The organism is Streptomyces hazeniae (genome assembly GCF_031845485.1).
GTDB lineage: Bacteria > Actinomycetota > Actinomycetes > Streptomycetales > Streptomycetaceae > Streptomyces > Streptomyces hazeniae.
This window is the reverse complement of sequence record NZ_JAVREQ010000001.1, coordinates 221,897-244,824: the sequence shown is the minus strand read 5'-3', so window position 1 is coordinate 244,824 and position 22,928 is coordinate 221,897. Positions and strand designations below refer to the sequence as shown.

The window sequence follows — 22,928 nt, the reverse complement described above, 5'->3', positions numbered from 1 at the left end:
GTGACCCGCGCATACGGTCCGGCCTGCTGGGCATCCGCTCCCGGTGGTGCCGCGGCAGGGGTCGACGTCCTCAGGGGAGCACGTGGCACCTTTCCATGTACTACCATGTAGTACATGGAAGCCACGGCGCGCGAGTTCAACCAGCACTCCTCCCGCATACTGGCCGCTGCCGAAGCGGGCGAGACGATCACCGTGACGAAGAACGGGCGCCCGGTGGCGACCGTCCGCCCCTACGTCACCGAGGACGTCCCGCCTCATCCCGTCGGTCCGATGGGAGACATCGAGCTTCCCGACCTGGACCTGCCGGACCTCACCGACGACGAGATCGACGACACGCTCCGAGGGATGGGTTCGTGACCGAACTCGCCGTCGCGGACACCAACGCGCTGTACCGGATGCTCGACCCGAAGCTGAGCGGCCACGAGGCCCACCGCAAGGCGCTGGGCGCCATCGGCCACCTCGTCATCTCGCCTCTCGTCCTGGGGGAGCTCGACTACCTGATCTCCCAGCGGTCAGGGGCGGACAAGGCCGTGGCGGCACTCCGCTTCGTGGAACGCTACGCGGCGTTGAAGCGCTTCGAGATCGCCGACGTGGCACCGCACGTCGGAACCGCCGTCGCCGTCATGCAGGGCTACCGAGACGCCGACCAGGGCCGCGGCGTCGGGCTCGCCGACGCGATGAACGTGGCCCTGGCCGCCGCCTACCGTACGGACGCCGTGTTCACGACGGACCGCCACTTCCGGATGATGCGCCCGCTGACCGGCCACAGCTCCTTCCGCCTGCTGCCCGAGGACCTGTGAGCGGCGGCGAGGGCCGGCTCAGGCGGCCGTGTGCCGCCCCGCGTAGGAGAGGAAGGCGGACCAACCGCGGGCGGGGAAGCGGAGCCGGGGGCCGTGGTGGTCCTTGGAGTCGCGCACGTGGACCGCGCCGGGCGTGGCGGCGACCTCGACACAGTCGCCGCCGTCCGAACCGCTGTGGCTGCTCTTCACCCGGCGCAAGTGGCTCGGCTCCACCGTGATGCTGCTCATGCCTCTCCTGACAGACGCTCGATGAGACGGGTTCGTACGCGCGGCGCGTACACGGTCAGAGCTTCACGACGACGGCGCGTTCGCCGCAGAGCTTGCGCATGTCGTCCTCGTCGGAGGTGAAGACCGTGACGGGGCCGGGCTGGCGGAGGGCGACGGCGGCCAGCGCGGCGTCGATGGCGTACTTGTGGCCGTGCAGTCCTGCTTCGCGGAGGAGTTCGACCGCTTCCTTGGCGACGGTCTCGGTGACCGGTTCGACGTGGAGGCGGGAGAGCGCCCGGTGCCAGGCGGGGCGGTAGGTCTTCATGTCGTACGCCTCGATCAGCGTCATGGACGTGGTCAGTACGCGAATGTCCGCCTTGGCGGCGTCCTTGAGTCGCAGGCCCATGCGGCGGTCGCCGGAAACCCACTGGGAGAGACCTTCGCAGTCGAGCAGGTACGTCACCTCTCCGCGCACCGTCACGCCGCCTTCTCGTGTGCGACGGGAGCGTGGTCGTCGGCATGCCGGGCCCGGGCGCGCTCGGCGTGCATACGCTCGATCTCCCGACGCTCGGCCTCGGCTTCGCTCATCTCCGCCTCGGTGACCTCGCCGTACTCGGACTCCCACCAGTCCACGGCCTCGTTCAGCCGGTCGCGTTCGTGCTGGCGCTCTATGGCCTGCGTGACGTAGCGGCTGAAGCCGCCGGTGCCGACCTCGGCGCGGATGGCCTCGGCGAGCTCCTCGGGGAGGGTCACGGTGTACTTCTTGGTTGCCATACCGTTGACCATACCGGACGAAGAGTCCCCGAGATGCCTGCGACCAGCGGATTTCCTGCGAACGGGTGAACCGTCGGAACGCGATGTTCACGCCGGTGAAACGACCGCCGGGCACAGTGCGGGGGCGTGAGGATCAGGCAGGTGGCAGGGGCGCACCCGGACGCGGAGGCGCTGCGGGCGGGGCAGCGCGCGGAGATCGCGGCGCTCTGCGACAGACCGGACAGCGAACCCGGGACGCCGCCGACCGCGGCGGACGTCGTCGCGTTCTTCGTGGCGTGGGACGACGACGCGCGGCCGGTCGGCTGCGGCGGTCTGCGCGCCCTCGGCGACGGGATCGGCGACGTGAAGCGCATGTACGTGGTGCCGGAGGCGCGCGGAACGGGCGTGGCGGACGGCGTACTGACCGCGCTCGAAGAAGGGGCGCGGGGGCAGGGGTGGTCCGCGCTGCGGCTGGAGACCGGCGACGGACAGCCTGCCGCCGTCCGGTTCTACGAGCGCTCCGGCTATCGGCGCATCCCGAACTTCGGGGCGTACGCCGGGGTGGACGGTTCCTGGTGCTTCGAGCGGAGGCTCGACGCCGTCAGAGCTTGTCCATCCCCTTGTACGGGGTGACGATCCGGGCCTGATGCGACCCGAAGTCGACGATCAGGGCGTCGTCGTGGCCGACGCTGAGGACGCGGCCGAGGCCGTAGCGGTCGTGCGAGACGCGGTCGCCGGCCGCGTACTCCTCGACGGCCGCCACGACGGCGGGGGCGAACGGACTGGTGGGGAGGTGGCGCCGGGGCGCGGTGGGCTTCGTCATGGGCCCTCAGTATGCGCCCTCCACCCCGCCTCATGGGAAGGGGCGTGTCAGAGAGCTAGGACGACGCGTCCCTGCGGGCGTGGTCCTCGACCACGTCGGAGAGGTGCTGGGAGAGCAGGCCGGCCACCGGAAGCCGCAGACCGGTGTCCCGGGCGGCGGCGACCACGTCCCACAGGTCCTTGCTCCACGAGCGTTCGCTCACCGGCGTGCCCACGCGGTCGTAGTCGGCGGCCATCCGGTCGAAGAAGCCCCAGTTGCGGGCCACCCAGGAGTCGCCGAGGCCGGTGCGGGCGATCTCCAGCACGTGGTCCTCCGGCACTCCGCAGGCGCCGGCCAGGGCGAGGGCCTCGTGCGCGCCGGCCAGTGCGCTGAACATCATCAGCTGGTTGGCGAGCTTGGCGGCCGAGCCGGCGCCGGGCGGCCCGACGTGCAGCACGTGCGAGCCGACCGTCTCCAGCAGGGGCCGGGCCCTGGCGACGTGTTCCTCGTCGCCGCCCACCATGACGGTGAGGTCGCCGGTGCCGGCGCGTTCGGGGCCGCCGCTCACCGGCGCGTCCAGCACGCCGACGCCGTGCCGGGCGCCCTCCTCGGCGAGGGCGACGGCCGTGCGCGGCAGCACCGTGCTGTGCAGGACGACGACGGAGCCCGGCGCCATGCGGGCCAGCGCTCCGTCGCGCCCGCTCAGCACACCCTTCACCGCCGCGTCGTCGGGGACGGCCAGCACGAGCAGGTCGCGGTCGGCGAGTCCGGTGGGGGAGCCGGCTTCGGCGGCCCCGGCCCGGACGCACTCCGCGACGCGCTCCGCGGCGGGGTCGAAGACCGTCACCGGCCAGTCGCCGCGCAGCAGGGTGCGTACGAGGGGCAGGCCCAGATTGCCGAGGCCGACGAATCCGACGTTCATGTCAGCTGATCGTTCCTTCCAGGAGGTGGGCGGAGCGCCGCGACCGGCGCATCCGGAGGACGGAGTACCCCGCCAGCGCGGCCACCACCAGCGCCATGGGCGGGAAGGTGAACGCGCCGACCACGCTCACCGCCAGGCCGAAGACGGCGATGGTGCGCCAGGTGCGGTGGTTGCGGTCGTGCGCCGCCGCCGCGCGAACGGCCTCGGTGGGCGGGGGCGCGGCCGAGGCCGACGGCGTGGTGCGGGGCGTGCGGGCACCGAAGGCCAGGGCGATCAGGGCGAGGAGGGCGAAGAGCGCCGCGAGGCCGTACGCCTGCTCGCTGAAGCGCAGGACGGACAGCAGGACGAGGCACGCGGCCGCGACGGCACTTCCGGGACGGATCGTCATCGTTGTTCTCCCTACGCGAAGAGCTGCCAGGTCGAGACGCAGCCGAGGAAGGCCAGGAAGAGACCCGAGAGGATCACCCACCAGCGTGCCGCGGTGCCGAGCCGGTACTGCTTGGGCAGCACCTTCTTCTCCGTCCACACCAGGGCCAGGCAGAACACGCCGCTCATCAGCAGGCCGCCGAGGACGGACGCCGGGGTGACGATGACGACGACCTCGCCGATCGTCCACACCAGCAGCAGCGAGGCGGCGAGCAGGTAGACGTACAGGTACGGGCGGACGGCACGCTGCCCGGCCAGGCGCACCTTCTCCGACACCGCGCCGAGGCTTTCGTAGGCGGTGTAGCTGTACATCTCCCAGAAGGCGTACAGCGAGCCGAAGAAGGCGAAGAAGACGGCGACGAAGTACAGGTACTCGAACATGGGGTGGACGGCGGTGAGGAACCCGGCCTGGTGGGTGAGGGTCTGCTGCCCGTCGGGTACCTTGCGGGACTCCGACAGCAGCGACGCGCCGTTCATCATGAACATGATGGCGAAGACGGTGATCGCGGAGAAGGACAGGAGCGCATCTCCCATCGGCGCACGGGACCAGGCCCGGGCCTTCTGCGCCTCCTCCGGGTCGGCGGACAGCGGCAGTTGCCTGCCGCCGCGCCCGGCGTCCTCGTAGCGCTCGCTGAAGGCGTGCACCTGGCGGTGGGCGAGCAGGCCCCACTTCTTCTCACGGAGCATGCCGGTGTAGCCGATGTAGTCGTACGTGCCGCCGCCGATCGCGCCGAGGTAGGCGCCGATCTCCAGCCACACCGAACGCTCCGCGATCTCCGGGTAGTCGGCCCGGAGCCAGCCGGCGTACTCGGGAACGCTCGGGAAGAAACCTTTCAGCGCGCTCAGCCAGTCCGGTTGCAGCACCACCACGCTGATCGCGACGGCGAGCAGCATGAAGCCGACGATGACGGTCTGCGCCATCTCCAGCTTCGCGTAGCCGCCCACCCACGACAGGACGGCGGACAGGACGATCAGCAGGGACGCCCACAGCGCCCCGGTGCCGATGCCCGTCTCGGCGATCAGGTCGCCGATGCCCAGGCCCAGGCCGCTGACCCAGGAGGGGATCACCGCGATCGAGGTGGCGCCGAAGACGAGGGGGAACCAGCCGCGCGGGCCGGGGAAGACCGTCGCCCAGCGGGTCATCGGGTGTTCGCCGGCCACGACCATGTAGCGGTTCATCGAGTACGCCAGCGCCGCCTTGGTGACGGCGGCGACGACGAACGCCCAGATGAGCGTGTAGCCGAATATGGAGCCGCCGCGCGAGGCGAAGATCATCTCGCCGCTGCCGATGTTGGCGGAGGCGATGATCGCGCCGGGGCCGAGGACGCCGACCGCTCCCACCAGGGTGAGGCGTCTGCGCAGCCGTGGCGGCGGTTCGGGATAGGTGAGGGTCTCGCCGGCGGCGGTCGCCTGCTGGTCCGTCATCAGGCATCACTCCGTGGTGCGGGTGGGTGCGGGTCTGCGGTGGCGGTGGTCAGTTCCCGGGCGCCGTCCAGCTCCATGCGGTGGAGCTTGTCGACGCGCCGGCGGAAGTGCTCCTCGGTGCTGAAGGTGGCGTTCAGGTAGCTGCGCAGGACCTCCTCGGCCGTGACCGGGCCGATGATCCAGGCGCCCATGGCGAGCACGTTGACGTCGTCGTGCTCGACGCTCTGGTGGGCGCAGAAGGTGTCGTGGCACAGGGCCGCGCGGATGCCGGGGATCTTGTTGGCGGCGATGCACGCGCCCACGCCCGTCCCGCAGAGCAGCACGCCGCGGTCCGCCTCCCCGCGCCGGACCGGGTCGCACACCAGGCGGGTGATGTCGGGGAAGTCGACCGGGTCCGCGGTGTGCGTGCCGACGTCGGTCACCTCGACGCCCATCCGGTCCAGCACCTCCTTGACGTGGTCCTTGAGGCCGAGACCGCAGTGGTCGTTGCCCAGGGTGATGCGCATTCAGGCTCCTTCCGGGGAGGGTGTGTTGCGGATGCTGCACACTTCGTCGTGCCGGGGCATGGCCTCCTGGGCCCCCGGGCGGGTGACCGCGAGGGAGGCCGCGAGGACCGCCGTGGTGATCGCCGCGTGCGGGTCGGCTCCCCGGGCGAGGGCGGCGGCGAGGTAGCCGGCGAAGGCGTCCCCGGCTCCCACGGTGTCGGTGGCGTCCACCCGTGGTGCGGGAAAGACCTCCGGTGCGCCGCCCCGCGTCGCCAGGGCGCCGCGGGCGCCGAGGGTGGCGACGACGAGGCAGCCGTTGCGAGCGGCCAGCGCGCGGGCCGCGCCCTCGGCGGAGTCCGCCCCCGGCTCGCCCTCACCCTCGCCCCCGGTCCCGGCGGAGGCCAGCAGGCGGGCCTCGTGCTCGTTGACCAGCAGCACGTCGAGTTCCGGCAGCGGCAGGCCGAGTGCGTCCGGCGGCGGCGCGGGCGCCGCGTTGAGCACCACCGTCGCACCGCGGGCCGCCGCCAGCCGTCCGGCCCGGCGCACCACGTCGAGCGGCACCTCGCACTGCAGCAGCAGCACGTCGCCGGGTCCGAGCCGGTCGCAGGCGGCGACCGTGTCCTCGTCCCCGAGGTGCCCGTTGGCGCCGGTCGTGACGGCGATCATGTTCTCCCCGCCGTCCTCGACGAGGATCGTGGCCGTTCCGGTGGCCACGTCCGCCGGCCGCCGGACGGCGGTGGTGTCCACGCCCTCCCGGGCCAGTGCCCGCAGCAGCAGGTCCCCGCCCTCGTCGGTGCCGACGGCGCCGACCATCCGGACCGTCGCGCCCGCGCGGGCGCACGCCACCGCCTGGTTGGCGCCCTTGCCGCCCGGCAGCCGGTGCAGCCGCCCGCCGGCGACCGTCTCCCCGCGCCCGGGCAGCCGCGGCACGCTCGTGACGAGGTCGACGTTCAGGCTGCCGAGCACCGTCACGGAGCCCATCAGCGCACCTCCGTACGGCGGTGGCGTGCGGTGGTCTGCCGCCGCACGATGTGCACGTCGAGCACCTCGCTCGCCGGCTGTTCGTCGTTCATGGCGCTCCCGATGAGCAGGGCGGCCGCCCGGCGGCCGAGGGTCTGGATCGGCTGGTGCACGGTCGTCAGGCCGGGCCGCAGGTACGACGCCAGGTGGATGTCGTCGAAGCCGACGACGCTCACCTCGTCCGGCACGGCGAGGCCGACGTCCTCCAGGGCGCGCAGCGCCCCGATGGCCATCAGGTCGTTGCCGCAGAACACGGCCGTGAACGGGCGCCGGCGGCGGCGCAGCGCGCGCAGCCCGTCGTAGCCGCCCTCCTCCAGGAAGCCGCCCTCGACGACCAGGGACGCGTCGTACGGCAGCCCGGCCTCCTCCAGCGCCTCCCGGTAGCCGTCGTGCCGGTCCTGCGCCACGGAGAGGTGGGCGGGGCCGCGGACGTGCGCGATGTGCTCGTGGCCCAGCTCTATGAGGTGCTCGGTCGCCAGCCGTCCGCCACGCCGGTGGTCGCTGCGCACCACCCGGGAGCCGTCGACGGTCGTGTCCCGGTCCACGGCGACGACCGGCAGCCCGGCGAGGGCCGCGTCCAGCTGCTCGCTGGCGGCCAGTCCGCCGACCAGGACCACCCCGTCCACCCGCTTGCGCCGCAGGTGCAGCAGCTCCTGCACCGCGATCTCGCTGTCCTCGGAGGTCTGGCAGAGCAGCAGCAGCTTCTGGTGCGCCGTGGCGACCTCCTGCACCCCCTTGACGAGTTCGGGGAAGAAGGGGTTGGTGATGTCGGGGACGAGCACCGCGATCGTGCCGGTCGCCTTGCCGTGCAGGCTGCGGGCCAGGTCGTTCGGCTCGTAGCCCAGCCGGCGGGCGGCGTTCAGCACCCGTTCGCGGGTCGCGCGTCCCACCCGGCCGCTCTCGTTGAGCGCCCGGGAGACGGTGGTGATGGAGACGCCCGCCTCGGCGGCGACGTCCCGGATGGTCACCACGTGCGGTGCACCGGGAGGGGCGCGGCGGACCCGCGTGTTGGACAATCGTTTGCGCAGAAAGTCCAGAGATCTTGGTCAAACGTTTGCATGCGGAGAAGTTAGAGTCCCTGCCCACCGCCGTCAAGACTTCCGTCCGCGGGGTTACCGCCTCGTGAGGTTGCCGTCAGTGAGCCGGCCGGGGGCCCGGCGCGACGCCTGCCGCACGTGCCACCGCGGCCGCGCTCGCCCGCAGGCCCCGGGTCGCGGCCTCGTCGTGGGCGGGTACGCAGCGGTCGCGCGCCGGATCGTACGCTGTGCCCAGCACGCCCGCGTGGTCCGCGTCCGGCTCGGTCAGGACGACCTCGTGGCCGTGCGCCGCGAGCACGTCCCGGAAGCGGCGCGACTCCTCCGGCGGCACGGTCACGTCGCCGGCGCCGTGCACGAGTTCGACGGGGCCCGCGGGGAGCGCCGCACCCGCCGACACCTCCGCCACCGCGGAGCGGGGCATGCCCAACTCCGGCTTGCCCACGGTGTACCGGCCGGCGATGCCGACGAACGCGGACGGCCGCCACCCGCCGACCCGCTCGGGCCGCAACGTCACGCCGGCCCCGGCGAGCGCCCCCAGCGACCACCCGGCCAGCACGATCCGGTCCGCGTCGCCGCCGTAGGTCTCCGCGTGCTCCCGCGTGAAGCGCACCGACTCCGACAGGTGGGCCCAGCCGCCGTCGGGGGCGTCCGGGCGCCAGTCCGGCACGGCGACGAGCAGACCGTGCGCGGCGATCGCGCCCGCGAGCGGCGCGAGCACGTCCCGCTCGTCCGGCCCGCGTCCGTGCCACAGCAGCACCACCGGCACCGGCGAGGACATCCGGACCGGACGGTGGACGTCCAGCGCCTTCCCGCTCGGTCCGTACACGACGCCCTGCCGCACCTCTGCCGTCGCACTCATGCGGGCGAAGCTACCAGCGTCCGCGGACGGTTCGGGTCGCGGTGCCCCTCCCGGGGCGTGCCCTGTCAGCCGTGCACCGGCAGCGGGTCGGTGAAGTGCCACGGCCTGGCCAGGAGCCGGTCCACCGCTTCCACGGCGGCGCCCAGCCGCCGTTCGTGCGGGCCGGTGAGGAGCACGTACGGGAGGTCGCGCGAGGTCAGTTCGGCGCGGAAGCGGGCGGTCATCCAGGCGCGCAGATGCGCGCCGTCGCGGAGGCCGTCGTCCTCGAAGGGCACGCCGGTGTGGTCGGTGAGCAGCCACAGTTCGTGGTCACCGCGGGCGGCGACGGCGGCCACCCGCGGATCGCGGTGACCGAGGTACCGCTCGTGCCAGACGGTGGTGGCCAGCGCGTCGGTGTCGCAGAAGAGGACGGGGGAGCCGGTGCGCGCGGCGGTCTCCTCGTCGGCGAGCTGGCGCTCGGCGACGGCGACGAACTCGTCCGAGTGCCACGGGACGTCGGCGAAGCCGGCGCCGGGGCGGGCGGCGCGGAGGCGGGCGAACTTCTCCTCGCTGTACCGGCGCCCGTACTCCGGCACCCACCGGGTGTCCGCCCAGACGCCGCCCCGGGCCCGGAAGTGCACGGCGAGGGCGCGGGCCAGGGTGGTCGTGCCGGTGGACTCGGCCCCGACGACGACCACGCGGCGGGCCAGTGCCGCACGGACGGGCGCGGCGAGGTGGTGCCAGTTGCCCACCGGGTCCTTGCGCACGGCCGTTCCCGAGACGGGGTACGTCGTGCGGTCGAGGTCCACGGTCACGGCCGCGGCGCCGAAGCGGCGGCCGAGCTCGGCGCCGTACGGCTCGGAGGTGAAGACCGCGTCCACCGGCTCGGGCACGGCGGCGCGGAAGACGGCCATGTGTGCGTCCCAGACCGCGTCGTCGGTGTAGTCGACGGGCACGTCGTCGACCGTGCCGACGATCCGCACGTGCGGCTCGGGGTGCACCTCGCGCATCCAGGCCACGCGGCGGGCCAGGGGGACCGACTCCACGGACGACGCGCACACGAGCACGGTCAGCCGCCGGCAGCGCGCGGCGGCCGTGCGCACGAGGTGGTGGTGGCCGGCGTGCGGCGGGTAGAACTTGCCCAGCACCAGCCCGTGCGCGAACTCCCCTGCGGCGCCCCGGCTCACGCCGCCGCCCCGAGCGGCGCGGCCGGGGCGGGGCCCGTCCGGGCCGCGGTCCACTCGGCACGCCAGCTGCGCAGGCCGACGACGCACAGGATCATGAAGCCGACGTACAGCAGCGCGGTGAGGTGGAGGCCCTTGTAGGCGTAGAGCGGGACGTAGACGACGTCGGCCGCGATCCACAGGTACCAGGACTCCAGCTTCTTGCGGCACTGCCCGTAGGTGGCGGCCAGTGAGAGCGCGGTGGTCAGGGCGTCCCAGAAGGGCACGGTGGAGTCGGTCGAACGGGCCAGCCACAGCGTGAGCAGCGCGGTGACCGCGAGCGTCGCGGGTGCCAGCACCCACCAGGTGCGGGCGTCGGTGCGGCTCACCGGCAGCCGTCCGGCCGCCGCCTCCGGCCCGCCCCGCAGCCAGGCCCACCAGCCGTACAGGGCGAGGGCGATGTAGACGACCTGGAGTCCCGCGTCGGCGTACAGGCCGGCTCCGGCGAACAGCAGGATGAAGAACAGGTTGTTGGCGATGCCGATCGGCCAGTTGGCGATGTGCTGCCGGGCGACGAGCCACACGCACAGCGCGCCGCTGCCGAAGCCGAGCACCTCGACCCAGCTGACGGGGGTGTCCAGCAGGGTGAAGAGGGGCTGCTGGAGCGGGGCGAGCAGGTCCGCGACGTCCACGCGTCGACCTCCTTAAATGTCACAGTGACGATAACGGGGTCCGGGGGTCGCGGCAAGGGGATTCCGGCAGCGGCCACAACCTCCCGGGGCGTTCGGCCGTCACCTCGTCATCACGCTGTCGACACAGCGTCGCCACCGAGTGCGGGGAGCCGCAGATGACACATCCCTATGCGGGCGGAACGGGCGGAACGGGCGGGCGGGGAGGGCCGTTCGGGCCGCCGCCGCCGGCTCGGCCGGGCGGCCGGCCGGGCGCGAACGGCCCGATGCGGCGCCGGGCGAAGTTCTGGGTCGTGGTCGCGGGCGTCTGGTTCGGCACCTTCTCCTGCACCGGGCTGCTGATGGCCGCGAGCGAGGAAGGGCAGGGGAGCGGAGGCGACGCCGCGGCGGCGACCGTCGAGGCCGGACCGACGGTCACCGCCACGGCGACGGTCACCGCGGAGCCCGAACCCGCGCCCACCGTCACCGAGACCCGGACGAAGAAGGTCGAGGTGAAGGTGACCGAGACGGTCCGGGAGGAGGCGGCCGTCGCCCCGCCCGCCGACGACGGCGGCGCCGGGCTCCCGGCGGCGCCCGGCCCCGGCCCGGACGTCGACTGCTCGGACCTGCCGGGTCCCGTCGTGGTCGGGCCCGGCGACCCGCACGACCTGGACCGGGACGGCGACGGGATCGGCTGCGACTGAACACCCGCCGCACAGGACCGCACAGGACCGCGCAGAAGCATCTGATGATCCGCAGAGATGTTCGTCCGACTCCACGCGCGGGTGGTGATCGTCACCCGAAAGAGTGGCGGTAGGGGCCGATGCCCCTCCGGGAGCGGCCGGGCCGCGAAGCATGCGTGGTGGCCGGGTCAACCGGCCGTCACGGCAACGGAGTTCGTCGGGCCGACGGAGTCCGGGGCCGCGCGCGTTCCCGCGCATCAAGCGATTTCTGCGAAAGGACTGTGCAGCATGACACGTCTGGCGAAGGCCGCCTCCATCGCCGTTGCCTCCGGCGCCGTGATCCTCGCCGGCGCCGGAGGCGCCGTCGCGGACAGCGGCACGCAGGGCGCGGCCGTCGGCTCGCCCGGTGTGCTGTCCGGCAACGTCGTCCAGGTCCCGATCCACATCCCGGTCAACGTCTGCGGCAACACCGTCAGCGTGATCGGCCTGCTGAACCCCGCGTTCGGCAACGTGTGCGTCAACGGCGGCCACGACGACGGCGGCAGCTACTGACCGTCCCCTCGCGGGACGAACGACCCGGGCGGGGCGCCGGTGACGACCGGCGCCCCGCCCGGGGCCGTGCTGGGGGAGAGAGCCGGAAGCTCAGTCCCGCGCGGTGCGCTGCTCGATCGCGTCGCGCAGCGCGCCCTGCGCCTCCCGTGCCGCCGGCATCCCGGACAGGCGGGGCAGGAGCTGGGCCGTGAGCAGCGTGGTGAGCGCCGAGGAGTCGGAGCCGCCGCCGTCCGGCCCGTCGGTGCGGACCACGATCGGCTGCGGAGCCGAACCGGCCAGCGTCGCCCCGACGTCCAGCCGCCGCCGCGCCAGTTCGTACTGGAGCACCGCCCGGTTGTCCCGGTACGCCTGCGCCAGCCGGCGCTGCGCACGGGCCTCGTTCTCCGCCGAGATCAGCCCGCTGCGGCCGCGCGTCTCGATCTCGAAGCGGACCTTCTGCGCCTCCGTCTCCTGCTCCTCCAGGAGCTGCGCCACCTGCTCGCGCGCCTGGTTGAGGGCGGCCTTGACCTCGACGATGCGCGCGTCGCGCACCTTCTTCGCCCGCTCGATGTCCATGCCGAGCGCGTCGATGCGGCGCTTGCGGGTGAGACCCCACTCCTGCTCGTACGCCGTCCGCTCCTTGGCGACCCGCTCCTTGGTGGACAGGTGCTGCTGGTACTGCGTCGGGAGCTGCACGTCCGGGATGTTGCAGCCGGTGATGCGCACGCCGTAGCGGTCCAGCTGACGGTTCAGCAGGTCCTGCATGTCGGCCACGTCCGAGCCGCGCAGGTCGTACGCCCGCTCGGTCTGCACCTGGCGTCCGCGCTGCCGGATGGCGTCCTGCACCGCGCTGGACAGCACCAGGTCGAAGTTGCCGGCACCGATGCTCCGCACGAACAGCACCGCGTCGGTGATGCGGAACTTCAGGAAGAACTCGATGGACCGCAGCGGAACGTTCTCCCGCGTCGGGCAGGCGACGACCGGTGCCGAGTACGGGATCTCCGTCGCGGTGTCCACCACGAAGTCCACCCGCTCCCACGGGTGCCACAGGTAGTGGCGGCCCGGGTCCAGCGTGCTCACGATGGCGCCGTAGCGGGTGAGGATGCCGTTGGTGCCCTGCTCGATCTCCACGATCGACGAGCGCCACCACCACAGCCCGCCCGCGAGCAGGAAGAAGGCGCCGAGGACGTACGCCAGGGTGGCCAGCGCCCCGAACGCGACGTCTCCGGCGCCGCTGTCCGCGTCCTGGAGGCTCAGCATGACGCCCGCCAGCAGGGAGAAGACGCCGAGCCACACGGGCAGCATCCACCACACCCGACGCAGGTGACGGGGGATGATGACCGGCACGATGGTGCCGGCCTCGCCGCCGCGCAGCAGCCGCGGCACGTCGCTCCAGGGAGCGACCTCTTCGGTGATGACCGACCTGCGGTTGTGCGTGGCGCTCATTCCGCCCCCTCCTCGGTGCGCGCGGCGGCCGTGTCACCGGCCGTGCCGTCGGCCGCGTCCTCCGCGACGGCCTGGGTGTCGTCCGCGACGGCGGCCGTCGGGTCCGTCTCCCCCGGGACGGTGGGCCGTTCGGCCTCCCGCAGCGCACGGATCTCCGGCTCGCGCTCGGCGATCCGGGCCGAGACCTCCTCCAGCCGGGCCCGCACGGCGGCCATGTCCGCCTCGGAGAACAGCTCCGTGCCGTGCTCGCCGACCATCTCCCGGGCCAGCGCCAGGAAGTCGACCCCGGCCGCGCCGTCACCCGTGCCGGCGCCCGGCCCGCCGATGCGGACCAGCCGCGGCAGGTGGTCGGCGACCTCCTCCAGCGTGTCCAGGATCTGCTGCTGGTAGCGGTACTCCAGGATCTCCGGCGCCTCCGACGCGGTCACCGCGCGGATGTCCAGCGCCTGCGCCTCCAGCAGCGCCGCGTTCGCCTTCGCCTCCGACTCGGCCTGCACGTACCGCTGCCGGGCCAGCGCCTGGGCCCGGTTGGTCTCGCGCTCGACGGCGGTGTCCATCTGCGCCTGGTACTGCGCGATCTCCGCCTGGATGCCGGACAGCGTCTCGTGACGGGTGGCCAGCTCCTTGCTCAGGTCGCCCTCGTCCTGCTCCTTGCGGAGCTGGAGCGCGTACTCGTGGGTGTAGGCGTCCTTGGCCATCCGCACCATCTCCGGCGCGGCCAGGTGCATCCGGTAGCCCTGGTCGGACGGTTCGGCGTGCGTGATGTTGGCGTTCGTCAGCTCCACGGCGGGCAGGAACTGGTTGTTCAGCTGCTCCAGCAGCCGCCCGGTGTCCTCGCCGACCATGTCGTAGATGCCCGCGGCCTCCTGCTCGTAGATGAGGCTGCGGATGGTCTCGCTGACCGCGTTGTTCAGCTTCTCCTCGAAGCCGCGCACGGCGCCCAGGGTGTAGACGAACTCCTGCGGGTCCTGGATGCGGAACTGGATGAAGAGGTCGATCGAGGCCTTCACCCCGCCCCGCGTCGGAGCCTCCCGCACCGGCGCGTTGAACGGGTACTCGCGGGTCGTGTTGACGATGTACGACACCCGCTTGAACGGGCTGATCAGTACGACCCGTCCCGGGCCCACGACCTTCTCCAGCTTGCCGAACCGGGTGATCAGCGCCTGGCTGCCGTCCGGCACCATCACCATGCCCTGCCGCCACCAGACGAACGCCACCGCGGCCACCGACATGACCCAGTAGTGCAGCCCGAAGAGCGGGTGCGTCAGCGTGCCGACGCCGGTCGCGCCCGACGTGGCCGCCGCGATCGACGTGCCGATGACGCCGAGGACCAACAGCAGCGACACGGGCAGCATGCTGAGGAACGACCGGCCGCGCGGGATCACCATCGGGCAGATGGCGTGCACCTTCCGCCGTCCGTCGCGCTCCTGCCGACTGCGGTTGAGCGCCTCGCCCGCCTCGTCCAGCGGCACGGTCTGCTCGGACATCACGGTGTCGATGTCGCCGCCCTGCTCCCGCGCCGCCGGGAAGTCGGCCGGGTCGATGCTGTCCTCCTGGAGCAGCTCCTCCCGGCTCCCGGACGCGCCCCGGCTCAGCCTGCCGGCGACTCCGCTCCCGCGCTCCGCCGCATCACCCGCGTGCTGCCGCAACGCGTCCTCCGCGACGGAGCGCGGATCGGCTCCGCCCGCCACCGCCTGGGCGGCTCTGCGTAGGTTCTGGCCACGTGAAGCCACGAACATCCCCCTGTCTCACGTCTGCGTCTTCGGCCCTCCATCCCACACCATGCTTCGGACCTGCGGAAAGCCGGGCACGCCGATCGTGACGCGACCGGTACGGGTGGCGTGCGCGGGGCGCCAGTTGACACCCGGCCCTTCGTTCGGTTGGTTGGACGCCGCCGCTGCCGCGCACGGCGGCGGACACGGCACAGCGAGAACTCACACGGGGGGCGGCGCCATGAGCGACCCGGGCATGCAACAGGGCGGAGTCGGGGCCACGGCGGCCGACTTCCCGCCGACCGCGCAGTCGTTGAAGACGGTCCTCCGCGCCTGGACGGCGGTGCTCGCCGCCGCCCCGCTGTTCGCGGCCCTGGGCGTGCTGCTCCTGGCCATGGACGGCGATTACGGCTTCTACCTCGTCATCTTCGGCGTGGGCATGACCGTCGGCGCCCTGCTGTGGCTGTCCTACGCGCGGAAGATGCGGGCGGCGCTGCAGCGCGGCCCCTGGGCGGCCTGCCGGGCGACGACGGTCAGCTCGGGCCTCAACAACCCGACGGTGGTGGTCCAGGACCCCGGCACGGCGGAGCTGAGGGTCTACGTGGCGCGCACGGCCCTGTGGTCGATGGACTGGGCGGACCCCGGGCCCGCCGGGGTGCTGTGGTGGGCCGCCCACCCCGAGGGCGGCGCCGTCGTGTGCCGGCCGGGCGGCACCAGCCTCGTGTGGGTGAAGCCGCTGCGCGCGGGGCGGAAGCGGGACGCCGGGCTGGCGCAGGCGGCCCAGCGCGGCCTGATGCAGCAGCCCGGAGGGCAGCCGCAGGGGTGGGGCGGCCAGCCCCAGCCGCACCCGCAGGCTCCGTATCCGCAGGCTCCGTATCCGCAGAAGCAGCCCCCGCAGCAGCAGCCGGGGTGGACGCCGCCGCCCGGCGGCCAGGGCGGGCCGGGCTGGGGGCAGCAGCCCCCGGCGGCGCAGCCGCCGCACCCGCAGCAGCAGCCGGGCTGGGGGCCGCCGCCGCAGGCTCCGCAGCCGGGGCACGGGCCCTACCCCGGTCAGGGCCAGGGCGGCCACCCGGGTCAGGGGTCCGGCGGCGGGTGGTGAGCCGCGCGGTCGCGGCCTGACACGACGCCGCCCGGCGCGCCCCGGGAGGGGCGGCGCCGGGCGGCGTGCGCGGGGCGGGGGTGCCTCAGAGGGAGACGCCGTTGGCCCGCAGGTACTGGACCGGGTCGATGTCCGAGCCGTAGTCCGGGCCGGTGCGCACCTCGAAGTGCAGGTGCGGGCCGGTGCTGTTGCCGGTGGAGCCGACGGCCCCGATCTGCTGGCCGGCGCTGACGCTCTCGCCCGCCGAGACGGACAGCGAGGACAGGTGGCCGTACTGGCTGTACCGGCCGTCCTCGTGCTGGATGACGACCTGGTTGCCGTACGAACCGGCCCAGCCGGCGGAGACGACCGTGCCGTTGGCGACGGACTTCACCGTGGTGCCGGTGGAGGCGGCGAAGTCCACACCGGTGTGGTAGCCGCTGGACCAGCTGGCGCCGGTCTGGTGGTACGGGGTGCTCGTGGCGGCCTCGACCGGAGCGGAGAAGCCGCCGGCGGCGCTCTCGGCCTGGGAGGTGTCCGCGGACTCCGCGGCGGCGGAGGCCGCGTCGGAGCTGCCGGAGTCCTGCTTCGGCGCCGGAGCCTTCTTCTCGGTCTTCTCGGGCTTCTCGGCGGTCTCCTTCTTCGGCGCCTCGCTCTGCGTGGCGCCGGCGGCGGAGCCGTTCAGGCTGAGCTCCTGGCCCGGGTAGATCAGGTCCGGGTTGCCGCCGATGACCTCGCGGTTGCCGTCGTAGACGGTGTTCCAGCCGCCGTCCACGTCGTGCGCGTTGGCGATCTTGAACAGGGTGTCGCCGCTGACCACGGTGTAGCTCTCGGTCTTGGCGTCCTTCGGGGCCTTCGTGTCCCGGGCACCGGTGTCGGCCTTCGGGGCGGCCTGCTTCGGGGCCTCGGCGGTCTCGGCCTTCGAGGCGGCGGCGTCCTCGCCACCACCGTTCGGGTCGATCTGCGGGTCGCCGCTGTTCTGCTGCAGGCCGGCCTGCGGGCCGCAGTTGGGCCAGGCGCCCGGGCCCTGGAGGGCGAGCAGCTTCTCGGCGGCGGCTATCTGCTGGTCCTTGGTGGCGAGGTCGGCGCGGGGCGCGAACTCGGTGCCGCCGGCGGCCTCCCAGCTGGACTGGGTGAACTGCAGGCCGCCGTAGAAGCCGTTGCCGGTGTTGATGCTCCAGTTACCGGTGGACTCGCACTGGGCGACCTTGTCCCAGGTGTCCACGGAGGCGGCCTGGGCGCCGCCGGCGGTCACGAGCGGAAGGGCGATGCCGGCGCCGCCCGCGGTCAGGGCGAGGGCGGTGGCGCGGCGGGTGAAACGCTGCGTCTTGGAGCGACGATGACGTCCGCGTGCAGACATGGCTGTGGTCCTCTCCTACGCCTGCGAGGTGAGCTGTCGGGTTCGGGCTGGAGTTGCCCGGTCGCCTGTGCGAGCGCATGAGCGGCACTCGCTGCGACTTCACCCCAAGCCGTCCGGTGACGTACCGGCGCGGCACTTACCTTGGGTCCCCCACTCCTGCCGTTCGTGGGTCACGGGTGGCTCCTGCTCCGGGCGGCAGGACTCGGCGTCCCGGCTCAGGGCCGCCGCACGAGCGCGGCGGCGGAGGGAACCAAAACACAGGGATTCGGATTGCGGCAAGAAAGTCGGGTTTACGGACGGTCTTCACACGGGCTTCACGCCACTCCGACACGACTGTGTGCTGCTGTCCGTTTTCGCTGAGTTGTCGCGATCTTCGTATGTCGAGTGCTCAACTCGCCGCTATGAAGGGGGAGTTGAGAAAGCCCTGAATTTCGGTCCGGTGTGCGGCGCGCCCCGTCGAGACCGTGCTGTTATTCGCGTCACGCCGCGAGGAGCAGACCGCCAATATCCATACCGAAACGCCAAATGGGACGTAACGGGCTTCCCTGCGGTAATGCGTCGATCTCGTCCGGGTCTCAGTCCCGTCCGGTCCGGGGTGGCGTGGTGCCCGGGAGGCGGTACCGACGCTCGGGGCGACCCGTGGTGCCGTACCGCAGGGACACCTCGGCCTCGCCGCCGGCCGCGAAGTGCTCCAGATAGCGCCGCGCGCTCACCCGGGAGAGCCCGCTCAGCTCCGCGCACTCGGCCGCCGAGAGGTCTCCCGGCGCCTCCTTGAGCGCCCGCCGTACGAGCGCCGCGGTCTGCGCGGTCAGCCCCTTGGGGAGGGCCGGTCGCTCGCGCGGCGGCGCGGCGGCTCGCGGATCCCCGGCGGGGGAGCCGAAGACCCGGTCGACCTCCGCCTGTCCGGCCTCTCCCGCCGCAGCGAGTGCCGCCAGCTCGCGTCGCCGCTGCGCGTAGGCGAGCAGCCGCTCCCGCAGGGTCCTGCTCTCGAACGGCTTGATGATGTAGTGCACGGCCCCGCCGAGCTGGGCTCCGCGCACGGTCTCCACGTCGCGTGCGGCGGTGACCACCAGGACGTCCACCCCGGGGGCGGCGGGCGCGGTGCCCGTCGTCTCCTCGCCGGGGTCGCCCCGCAGCGCGCGCAGGACGTCCAGTCCCGACATGTCCGGCAGGTAGATGTCCAGCAGCACCAGGTCCGGGCGCAGTGCGCGCACCGCCGTCAGTGCCTCGGCGCCGGTCCGGGCCTCCCCGGCGACGGCGAATCCGGGGGTCTGCTCGACCATCGCACGGTGCAGCCGGGCGACCATGAAGTCGTCGTCCACGACGAGCACCCGCACCGTCGGCCTCTCGCCCGGTCCGTTATGTCCCGATGTGTGGTGGTGTGTCATTCCAGAGCCTCGTAGTGCACGCCCGTCAGCTCCTCGGACGCCTCCCACAGCCTCCGGGCCATCGCCGGATCCCGCGCCCAGGGCGCCCGCCAGGCTGCGCCCGGCGCGCCGCGCAGCCCCAGCAGTCGCGGCCCCACGAAGGCCCCGGGACCCACCTCCGCGGAGGTGGCGGCGTAGAGCGTGGCCGCCGCGCCCAGCTCGGCCGACGAACCGACGAGTGAGTTCGCGGCCCGCATCAGCCGCTCGCCGGTCCGGTCGCCCCTCAGCCGGGGCCCCTTGGTCTGCAGCTCGGTCGACGCGTATCCGGGGTGGGCGGCCGCCACGACCATGCCGTGCTCCCGGGTGCGGCGCGCCAGCTCCAGCGTGAAGAGCAGGTTCGCCGTCTTCGAGCGCCCGTACGCCGTCCAGCGCCGGTAGCCGCGCTCGCTGTTCAGGTCCGCCGGATCGATGCCCGAGACGACGTGCACGAGGCTGGAGACGTTCACGACCCGTGCGTCGCCGGCCGCCAGCAGCCGTTCCGTGAGCAGACCGGTGAGCGCGAAGTGCCCGAGGTGGTTGACGCCGAACTGCATCTCGAAGCCGTCGGCGGTCAGCGAGTGCGGGATCGCCATCAGCCCCGCGTTGTTGACCAGCAGGTGCAGCGGCTTGTCCGGCATCCCGGCCGCGAACTCGCGGATGCTGCCCAGGTCGGCCAGGTCCAGCCGGCGCAGCTCCGCGTGCGCCTCCGGGACCTCCGCGAGCAGCCGCTCCAGCGCCCGTTCGCCGCGCGACCGGTTCCGGCAGCCCAGCACGACGCGCGCGCCGCGCCGGGCCAGCTCGCGGGCCGTGACGTAGCCCAGACCGCTGTTCGCACCGGTCACGACCGCGGTGCGGCCGTTCTGGTCGGGAATCCTGCGTGCCGTCCAGCCCATCGCCTGCCGCGCTCCTCGCCGTGTCGCCCTGCCGCCGTCGGAGTGCCGCTGCGTGCCGCCGTCGGCGTGCCGGCCCGGTGCGTCCGCGCCGACCTGCTGTTTCGTACCCGCCCAGGGTAGAGCGGCAGGTGGGCCACGGCGAGGGCGGCGCCAGGCGTGGCGTCAGGCGGCGGGGGCCGCCGCGGAGGCCGCGGCGGGGACGGGCGACGTGCGCACCGGGAGGACCGGAACCGACACGTCCGCGTCGTCCAGGCAGCGGCCCGTGGCCAGGTCGAAGCGCTGCTTCAGCAGCGGCGACGCCACGAACGGCCGCCCCGCGTCCGAACCGGTCAGGCCCCGGGAGAGGACGTAGGCGCCGGTGAACGGGTCCCGGTTGCCGATCGCGTACGCCTTCCCCGCGCGGTCGGTGAACAGCGCGACCTGCGTGCCGTCCGGCAGCAGCGCCGCCACGCCGCGTCCGGGCACCAGGTCGCCGGGCCCGCACACCGGGTGCCAGGCGCCGCCCGCCGCCACCTCCAGCCGCTCCGGGGCGCGTGCCGGAGCGGGGGCCGAGCCGGGGGCCGTGACGAGGGCGTGCGTGCGGTGCTCGGGAGCGAGGGTCGTGGTCATGCCGGAGTCCCTTCGAGGGTGCGGACGGGGATGTCGGGACCGGACAGCAGCGTCAGGTCCGGTTTCACCTGCTCGCGCTCCGCGACGAACCGGACCGACGGGTCCGGCGCGCCGGGCGCGTTGACGAACGACACGAAGCGCCGCAGCCGCTCGGGGTCGTTCAGCGTCTCGGCCCACTCGTCGCGGTAGCCGGCGACGTGCGCGGCCATCAGCGCCTCCAGCTCGTCGCAGAGGCCGAGCGAGTCCTCCACCACGACCTCCCGCACGTGGTCCAGGCCGCCCTCGAGGCGCTCCAGCCAGGTCGAGGTGCGTTCCAGCCGGTCGGCGGTGCGGATGTAGAACATCAGGAACCGGTCGATCAGCCGGATCAGCCCGGCGTCGTCCAGGTCCTGCGCCAGCAGGTCGGCGTGCCGCGGGGTCGCGCCGCCGTTCCCCCCGACGTACAGGTTCCAGCCCTCCGCGGTCGCGATCACGCCGAAGTCCTTGCCCCTCGCCTCCGCGCACTCCCGCGCGCAGCCCGAGACGGCCGACTTCAGCTTGTGCGGCGCGCGCAACCCCCGGTAGCGCAGCTCCAGGTCGATGGCCATCCGCACGCTGTCCTGCACACCATAGCGGCACCAGGTCTGCCCGACACACGACTTCACCGTCCGCAGCGCCTTGCCGTAGGCGTGGCCGGACTCGAACCCGGCCTCCACCAGCCGCGCCCAGACCTGCGGGAGCTGGTCGACGCGGGCGCCGAACAGGTCGATCCGCTGACCACCGGTGATCTTGGTGTAGAGCCCGAAGTCGCGGGCGACCTCGCCGATGACGATCAGCTTCTCCGGGGTGATCTCGCCGCCCGGCACCCGGGGGACGATCGAGTAGGAGCCGTTGCGCTGGAGGTTGGCGAGGACGTGGTCGTTGGTGTCCTGGAGGGCGGCCTGTTCGCCGTCCAGGACGTGGCCGTCCGCACCGATGGAGGGCGCGAGCGAGGCGAGGATCGACGCCACGGCCGGCTTGCACACCTCGCAGCCGTCGCCGCTGCGCGCCGCCTCACGGCCGTGCCCGTCCAGCAGCGCGGCGAACGAGGTGATCCGCAGCGTGCGCACGATCTCGTACAGCTCGGCGCGGGTGTGCGCGAAGCAGCCGCAGAGCCCCTTGTCGACGGCGACCCCGGAGGCCTCCAGCTCCGCGTCCACGAGCTGCCCGAGCACCTTGACGCAGCTCCCGCAGCCGGTGCCGGCCCGCGTGCACTTCTTCACCGCCGGCAGGTCCGTGCAGCCGTGGTCGGTGACGGCGGCGCGGACGGCGCCCTTGGCGACGTTGTGGCAGTTGCAGACGACCGCGTCGTCCGGCAGCGCGGCGGGGCCCAGCGCGGGCGCCCCCGCCCCGGCGCCCGCGGGCAGCACCAGCGCCTCGGGCGGCACCGGCGGCACGCTGCCGGTCAGCGGGCGCAGCGTGCCGTACGCCTCGGCGTCGCCCACCAGCACGCCGCCGAGCAGCGTCCCGTCCGGGGCGATCACCAGCTTCCGGTAGACCCCCGCCCGGGAGTCGGAGTACACCACGTCCAGGCTGTCCTCGGCCGCGCCGTGCGGGTCGCCGAACGACGCGACGTCGACGCCCAGCAGCTTCAGCTTGGTGGAGGTGTCCGCACCCGTGAAATCCCTCCCGGAACGGCGGGAGAGCGCGTCGGCGGCCGTCTCCGCCATCTCGTAGCCGGGCGCGACCAAGCCGTAGACCACGCCGTCCGCCGCCTCGGCGCACTCGCCGACCGCGAACACCCGCGGGTCGGACGTCCGGCACGACGCGTCCACGGCCACGCCCCCGCGTTCGCCCACCTCCAGCCCGCAGGCGCGGGCCAGTTCGTCGCGCGGGCGGACCCCGGCGGAGAACACCACCATGTCGGCCGGGATCTCGGAGCCGTCCGAGAGAGCCATCGCCCGCACCGCGCCGGACTCGTCGGCCAGGATCTTCTCGCCGGCGACCCCGGTGTGCACGGCGATGTCCATCGCCTCGATCTTGCGGCGCAGCACGGCGCCGCCGCCGTCGTCGACCTGCAGAGCCATCAGCCGCGGGTGGAACTCCACCACGCGGGTGCCGATCCCCAGGCCGCGCAGCGCGCCCGCCGCCTCCAGACCGAGCAGCCCGCCCCCGACCACGACGCCCGTCCGGGCCCTCTCCGCGTACGCCTCGATGGCCAGCAGGTCCTCGATGGTGCGGTAGACGAAGCAGCCTTCGCTGTCCCGGCCCGGCACGGGCGGCACGAACGGGTACGAGCCGGTGGCCAGCACCAGCGTGTCGTAGCGGAACGACAGCCCGCCGCGGGTGGTGACCGTACGGGTGTCGCGGTCGATGCCGGTGGCCGGTTCGCCGAGGTGCAGCTCGATGCCGTGCCGGTCCATGAACTCCGCGTCGGTCAGGGACAGGTCCTCCGGCCCGGCCCCCTCGGAGAAGTAGGCGGTCAGCCGGACCCGGTCGTACGCGGGCCGCGGCTCCTCGCACAGCACGACCACCCGGGCGGTCTCGGTCACCCCGCGGTCCGCCAGCGCCTCCAGGAAGCGCTGGCCCACCATGCCGTGGCCGATCAGGACGATCGTCTCGGCGGCGGCGTCGTCGGCGTCTACGGTGGCGTCTGCGGCGGGGGTCGGGGCCCGGGTCTCGGTGTTCTCGGTCGCGGTAGCCATC

General features: G+C 73.4%; 26 protein-coding genes and 1 riboswitch. Of the genes, 6 read left to right on the top strand and 20 right to left on the bottom strand.

Annotation, left to right across the window (positions count from 1 at the left end; genetic code table 11):
* Positions 1 to 114 precede the first annotated feature (114 nt).
* Both RM572_RS01360 and RM572_RS01355 read left to right on the top strand, forming a co-directional pair.
* The gene (locus RM572_RS01360; RefSeq protein WP_027763795.1) at positions 115 to 357 is read left to right on the top strand and encodes a type II toxin-antitoxin system Phd/YefM family antitoxin; all 243 of its coding nucleotides are present in this window, start codon (positions 115 to 117) and stop codon (positions 355 to 357) included.
* Positions 354 to 800 (top strand): PIN domain-containing protein, encoded by a 447-nt coding sequence (locus RM572_RS01355; protein WP_311671408.1) that lies wholly within the window; start codon positions 354 to 356, stop codon positions 798 to 800. The genes RM572_RS01360 and RM572_RS01355 overlap by 4 nt, the downstream gene beginning before the upstream one ends.
* A gap of 18 nt (positions 801 to 818) precedes the next feature.
* On the opposite strand, the gene RM572_RS01350 is transcribed toward RM572_RS01355, so the two are convergent.
* From RM572_RS01350 to RM572_RS01340, 3 genes are read right to left on the bottom strand one after another with little or no spacing between them, the layout of a single operon-like run.
* Positions 819 to 1,028, bottom strand: a complete 210-nt coding sequence (locus tag RM572_RS01350) for a DUF397 domain-containing protein (protein WP_311671407.1) — start codon at positions 1,026 to 1,028, stop codon at positions 819 to 821.
* Positions 1,029 to 1,083: 55 nt separating this feature from the next.
* On the bottom strand, positions 1,084 to 1,482 hold the full coding sequence (locus RM572_RS01345; RefSeq protein ID WP_311671809.1) for a PIN domain-containing protein: 399 nt from the start codon (positions 1,480 to 1,482) through the stop codon (positions 1,084 to 1,086).
* A 2-nt stretch (positions 1,483 to 1,484) separates the two neighbouring features.
* Positions 1,485 to 1,781, bottom strand: a complete 297-nt coding sequence (locus RM572_RS01340) for a hypothetical protein (RefSeq protein WP_311671406.1) — start codon at positions 1,779 to 1,781, stop codon at positions 1,485 to 1,487.
* 126 nt (positions 1,782 to 1,907) lie between these two features.
* On the opposite strand from RM572_RS01340, the gene RM572_RS01335 reads away from it, so the two are divergent.
* Positions 1,908 to 2,393 carry a GNAT family N-acetyltransferase gene (locus RM572_RS01335; protein WP_311671405.1) on the top strand — a complete coding sequence of 162 codons (486 nt, stop codon included), beginning with the start codon at positions 1,908 to 1,910 and terminating at the stop codon, positions 2,391 to 2,393.
* Here RM572_RS01335 and RM572_RS01330 read toward each other — a convergent pair.
* The 10 genes from RM572_RS01330 to pnuC form a co-directional block, all read right to left on the bottom strand.
* Positions 2,362 to 2,583, bottom strand: coding sequence for a hypothetical protein (locus tag RM572_RS01330; RefSeq protein ID WP_027763801.1), 222 nt, complete (start codon positions 2,581 to 2,583; stop codon positions 2,362 to 2,364). The two genes, RM572_RS01335 and RM572_RS01330, sit on opposite strands and share 32 nt — an antisense overlap.
* 55 nt (positions 2,584 to 2,638) lie before the next feature.
* Positions 2,639 to 3,484, bottom strand: coding sequence for an NAD(P)-dependent oxidoreductase (locus RM572_RS01325; protein ID WP_311671404.1), 846 nt, complete (start codon positions 3,482 to 3,484; stop codon positions 2,639 to 2,641).
* 1 nt (position 3,485) lies between these two features.
* Positions 3,486 to 3,872 (bottom strand): hypothetical protein, encoded by a 387-nt coding sequence (locus RM572_RS01320; RefSeq protein ID WP_311671403.1) that lies wholly within the window; start codon positions 3,870 to 3,872, stop codon positions 3,486 to 3,488.
* An 11-nt stretch (positions 3,873 to 3,883) separates the two neighbouring features.
* The gene (locus RM572_RS01315; RefSeq protein ID WP_311671402.1) at positions 3,884 to 5,335 is read right to left on the bottom strand and encodes an Nramp family divalent metal transporter; all 1,452 of its coding nucleotides are present in this window, start codon (positions 5,333 to 5,335) and stop codon (positions 3,884 to 3,886) included.
* Positions 5,335 to 5,841 carry an RpiB/LacA/LacB family sugar-phosphate isomerase gene (locus RM572_RS01310; RefSeq protein ID WP_311671401.1) on the bottom strand — a complete coding sequence of 169 codons (507 nt, stop codon included), beginning with the start codon at positions 5,839 to 5,841 and terminating at the stop codon, positions 5,335 to 5,337. The genes RM572_RS01315 and RM572_RS01310 overlap by 1 nt, the downstream gene beginning before the upstream one ends.
* Positions 5,842 to 6,801 carry a ribokinase gene (locus RM572_RS01305; RefSeq protein ID WP_311671400.1) on the bottom strand — a complete coding sequence of 320 codons (960 nt, stop codon included), beginning with the start codon at positions 6,799 to 6,801 and terminating at the stop codon, positions 5,842 to 5,844. It abuts the gene before it with no gap.
* Positions 6,801 to 7,811 (bottom strand): LacI family DNA-binding transcriptional regulator, encoded by a 1,011-nt coding sequence (locus RM572_RS01300; protein ID WP_311671399.1) that lies wholly within the window; start codon positions 7,809 to 7,811, stop codon positions 6,801 to 6,803. The genes RM572_RS01305 and RM572_RS01300 overlap by 1 nt, the downstream gene beginning before the upstream one ends.
* Before the next feature lie 163 nt (positions 7,812 to 7,974).
* Positions 7,975 to 8,736, bottom strand: a complete 762-nt coding sequence (locus RM572_RS01295) for an alpha/beta hydrolase (RefSeq protein ID WP_311671398.1) — start codon at positions 8,734 to 8,736, stop codon at positions 7,975 to 7,977.
* A 65-nt stretch (positions 8,737 to 8,801) separates the two neighbouring features.
* Positions 8,802 to 9,902: an AAA family ATPase gene (locus tag RM572_RS01290; RefSeq protein WP_311671397.1), complete on the bottom strand. Its 1,101-nt coding sequence runs from the start codon at positions 9,900 to 9,902 to the stop codon at positions 8,802 to 8,804.
* Positions 9,899 to 10,570, bottom strand: a complete 672-nt coding sequence (gene pnuC / locus RM572_RS01285; RefSeq protein ID WP_027763807.1) for a nicotinamide riboside transporter PnuC — start codon at positions 10,568 to 10,570, stop codon at positions 9,899 to 9,901. Before pnuC ends, RM572_RS01290 begins: the two co-directional genes overlap by 4 nt.
* Before the next feature lie 155 nt (positions 10,571 to 10,725).
* Here pnuC and RM572_RS01280 point away from each other — a divergent pair, with 155 nt between their 5' ends.
* Positions 10,726 to 11,250: a hypothetical protein gene (locus tag RM572_RS01280; protein ID WP_311671396.1), complete on the top strand. Its 525-nt coding sequence runs from the start codon at positions 10,726 to 10,728 to the stop codon at positions 11,248 to 11,250.
* Between the two features lie 267 nt (positions 11,251 to 11,517).
* Positions 11,518 to 11,781: a chaplin gene (locus tag RM572_RS01275; RefSeq protein WP_027763809.1), complete on the top strand. Its 264-nt coding sequence runs from the start codon at positions 11,518 to 11,520 to the stop codon at positions 11,779 to 11,781.
* Positions 11,782 to 11,871: 90 nt separating this feature from the next.
* On the opposite strand, the gene RM572_RS01270 is transcribed toward RM572_RS01275, so the two are convergent.
* Positions 11,872 to 13,206, bottom strand: a complete 1,335-nt coding sequence (locus RM572_RS01270; protein ID WP_311671395.1) for an SPFH domain-containing protein — start codon at positions 13,204 to 13,206, stop codon at positions 11,872 to 11,874.
* On the bottom strand, positions 13,203 to 14,939 hold the full coding sequence (locus RM572_RS01265; protein WP_311671394.1) for an SPFH domain-containing protein: 1,737 nt from the start codon (positions 14,937 to 14,939) through the stop codon (positions 13,203 to 13,205). Before RM572_RS01265 ends, RM572_RS01270 begins: the two co-directional genes overlap by 4 nt.
* Before the next feature lie 220 nt (positions 14,940 to 15,159).
* On the opposite strand from RM572_RS01265, the gene RM572_RS01260 reads away from it, so the two are divergent.
* Complete coding sequence (locus tag RM572_RS01260; RefSeq protein ID WP_311671393.1) at positions 15,160 to 16,017, top strand: hypothetical protein; 858 nt, start codon at positions 15,160 to 15,162, stop codon at positions 16,015 to 16,017.
* Between the two features lie 85 nt (positions 16,018 to 16,102).
* Here the strand turns inward: RM572_RS01260 and RM572_RS01255 are convergent, their stop codons facing one another.
* The 5 genes from RM572_RS01255 to nirB form a co-directional block, all read right to left on the bottom strand.
* Positions 16,103 to 17,356, bottom strand: a complete 1,254-nt coding sequence (locus RM572_RS01255) for a transglycosylase family protein (protein WP_311671392.1) — start codon at positions 17,354 to 17,356, stop codon at positions 16,103 to 16,105.
* Positions 17,357 to 17,361: 5 nt separating this feature from the next.
* A riboswitch (cyclic di-AMP (ydaO/yuaA leader) is annotated at positions 17,362 to 17,544 on the bottom strand.
* Between the two features lie 387 nt (positions 17,545 to 17,931).
* Entirely contained in the window at positions 17,932 to 18,744 is an 813-nt protein-coding gene (locus RM572_RS01250) for a response regulator (protein WP_311671391.1), read from the bottom strand.
* On the bottom strand, positions 18,741 to 19,655 hold the full coding sequence (locus tag RM572_RS01245; RefSeq protein WP_311671390.1) for an oxidoreductase: 915 nt from the start codon (positions 19,653 to 19,655) through the stop codon (positions 18,741 to 18,743). Before RM572_RS01245 ends, RM572_RS01250 begins: the two co-directional genes overlap by 4 nt.
* A gap of 162 nt (positions 19,656 to 19,817) precedes the next feature.
* Positions 19,818 to 20,264, bottom strand: coding sequence for a nitrite reductase small subunit NirD (gene nirD / locus RM572_RS01240; protein ID WP_311671389.1), 447 nt, complete (start codon positions 20,262 to 20,264; stop codon positions 19,818 to 19,820).
* Positions 20,261 to 22,927 carry a nitrite reductase large subunit NirB gene (nirB, locus tag RM572_RS01235; protein ID WP_394813487.1) on the bottom strand — a complete coding sequence of 889 codons (2,667 nt, stop codon included), beginning with the start codon at positions 22,925 to 22,927 and terminating at the stop codon, positions 20,261 to 20,263. Before nirB ends, nirD begins: the two co-directional genes overlap by 4 nt.
* Position 22,928 lies beyond the last annotated feature (1 nt).

What these genes read in the sequence shown, in the direction of transcription:
- RM572_RS01360 (WP_027763795.1), top strand. Translation starts at nt 115, where the DNA reads ATGGAAGCCACGGCGCGCGAGTTCAACCAGCACTCCTCCCGCATACTG.
- RM572_RS01350 (WP_311671407.1), bottom strand. Translation starts at nt 1,028, where the DNA reads ATGAGCAGCATCACGGTGGAGCCGAGCCACTTGCGCCGGGTGAAGAGC.
- RM572_RS01340 (WP_311671406.1), bottom strand. Translation starts at nt 1,781, where the DNA reads ATGGCAACCAAGAAGTACACCGTGACCCTCCCCGAGGAGCTCGCCGAG.
- RM572_RS01330 (WP_027763801.1), bottom strand. Translation starts at nt 2,583, where the DNA reads ATGACGAAGCCCACCGCGCCCCGGCGCCACCTCCCCACCAGTCCGTTC.
- RM572_RS01325 (WP_311671404.1), bottom strand. Translation starts at nt 3,484, where the DNA reads ATGAACGTCGGATTCGTCGGCCTCGGCAATCTGGGCCTGCCCCTCGTA.
- RM572_RS01320 (WP_311671403.1), bottom strand. Translation starts at nt 3,872, where the DNA reads ATGACGATCCGTCCCGGAAGTGCCGTCGCGGCCGCGTGCCTCGTCCTG.
- RM572_RS01315 (WP_311671402.1), bottom strand. Translation starts at nt 5,335, where the DNA reads ATGACGGACCAGCAGGCGACCGCCGCCGGCGAGACCCTCACCTATCCC.
- RM572_RS01310 (WP_311671401.1), bottom strand. Translation starts at nt 5,841, where the DNA reads ATGCGCATCACCCTGGGCAACGACCACTGCGGTCTCGGCCTCAAGGAC.
- RM572_RS01305 (WP_311671400.1), bottom strand. Translation starts at nt 6,801, where the DNA reads ATGGGCTCCGTGACGGTGCTCGGCAGCCTGAACGTCGACCTCGTCACG.
- RM572_RS01295 (WP_311671398.1), bottom strand. Translation starts at nt 8,736, where the DNA reads ATGAGTGCGACGGCAGAGGTGCGGCAGGGCGTCGTGTACGGACCGAGC.
- RM572_RS01280 (WP_311671396.1), top strand. Translation starts at nt 10,726, where the DNA reads ATGACACATCCCTATGCGGGCGGAACGGGCGGAACGGGCGGGCGGGGA.
- RM572_RS01275 (WP_027763809.1), top strand. Translation starts at nt 11,518, where the DNA reads ATGACACGTCTGGCGAAGGCCGCCTCCATCGCCGTTGCCTCCGGCGCC.
- RM572_RS01270 (WP_311671395.1), bottom strand. Translation starts at nt 13,206, where the DNA reads ATGAGCGCCACGCACAACCGCAGGTCGGTCATCACCGAAGAGGTCGCT.
- RM572_RS01260 (WP_311671393.1), top strand. Translation starts at nt 15,160, where the DNA reads ATGAGCGACCCGGGCATGCAACAGGGCGGAGTCGGGGCCACGGCGGCC.
- RM572_RS01255 (WP_311671392.1), bottom strand. Translation starts at nt 17,356, where the DNA reads ATGTCTGCACGCGGACGTCATCGTCGCTCCAAGACGCAGCGTTTCACC.
- RM572_RS01250 (WP_311671391.1), bottom strand. Translation starts at nt 18,744, where the DNA reads ATGACACACCACCACACATCGGGACATAACGGACCGGGCGAGAGGCCG.
- RM572_RS01245 (WP_311671390.1), bottom strand. Translation starts at nt 19,655, where the DNA reads ATGGGCTGGACGGCACGCAGGATTCCCGACCAGAACGGCCGCACCGCG.
- nirD (WP_311671389.1), bottom strand. Translation starts at nt 20,264, where the DNA reads ATGACCACGACCCTCGCTCCCGAGCACCGCACGCACGCCCTCGTCACG.
- nirB (WP_394813487.1), bottom strand. Translation starts at nt 22,927, where the DNA reads ATGGCTACCGCGACCGAGAACACCGAGACCCGGGCCCCGACCCCCGCC.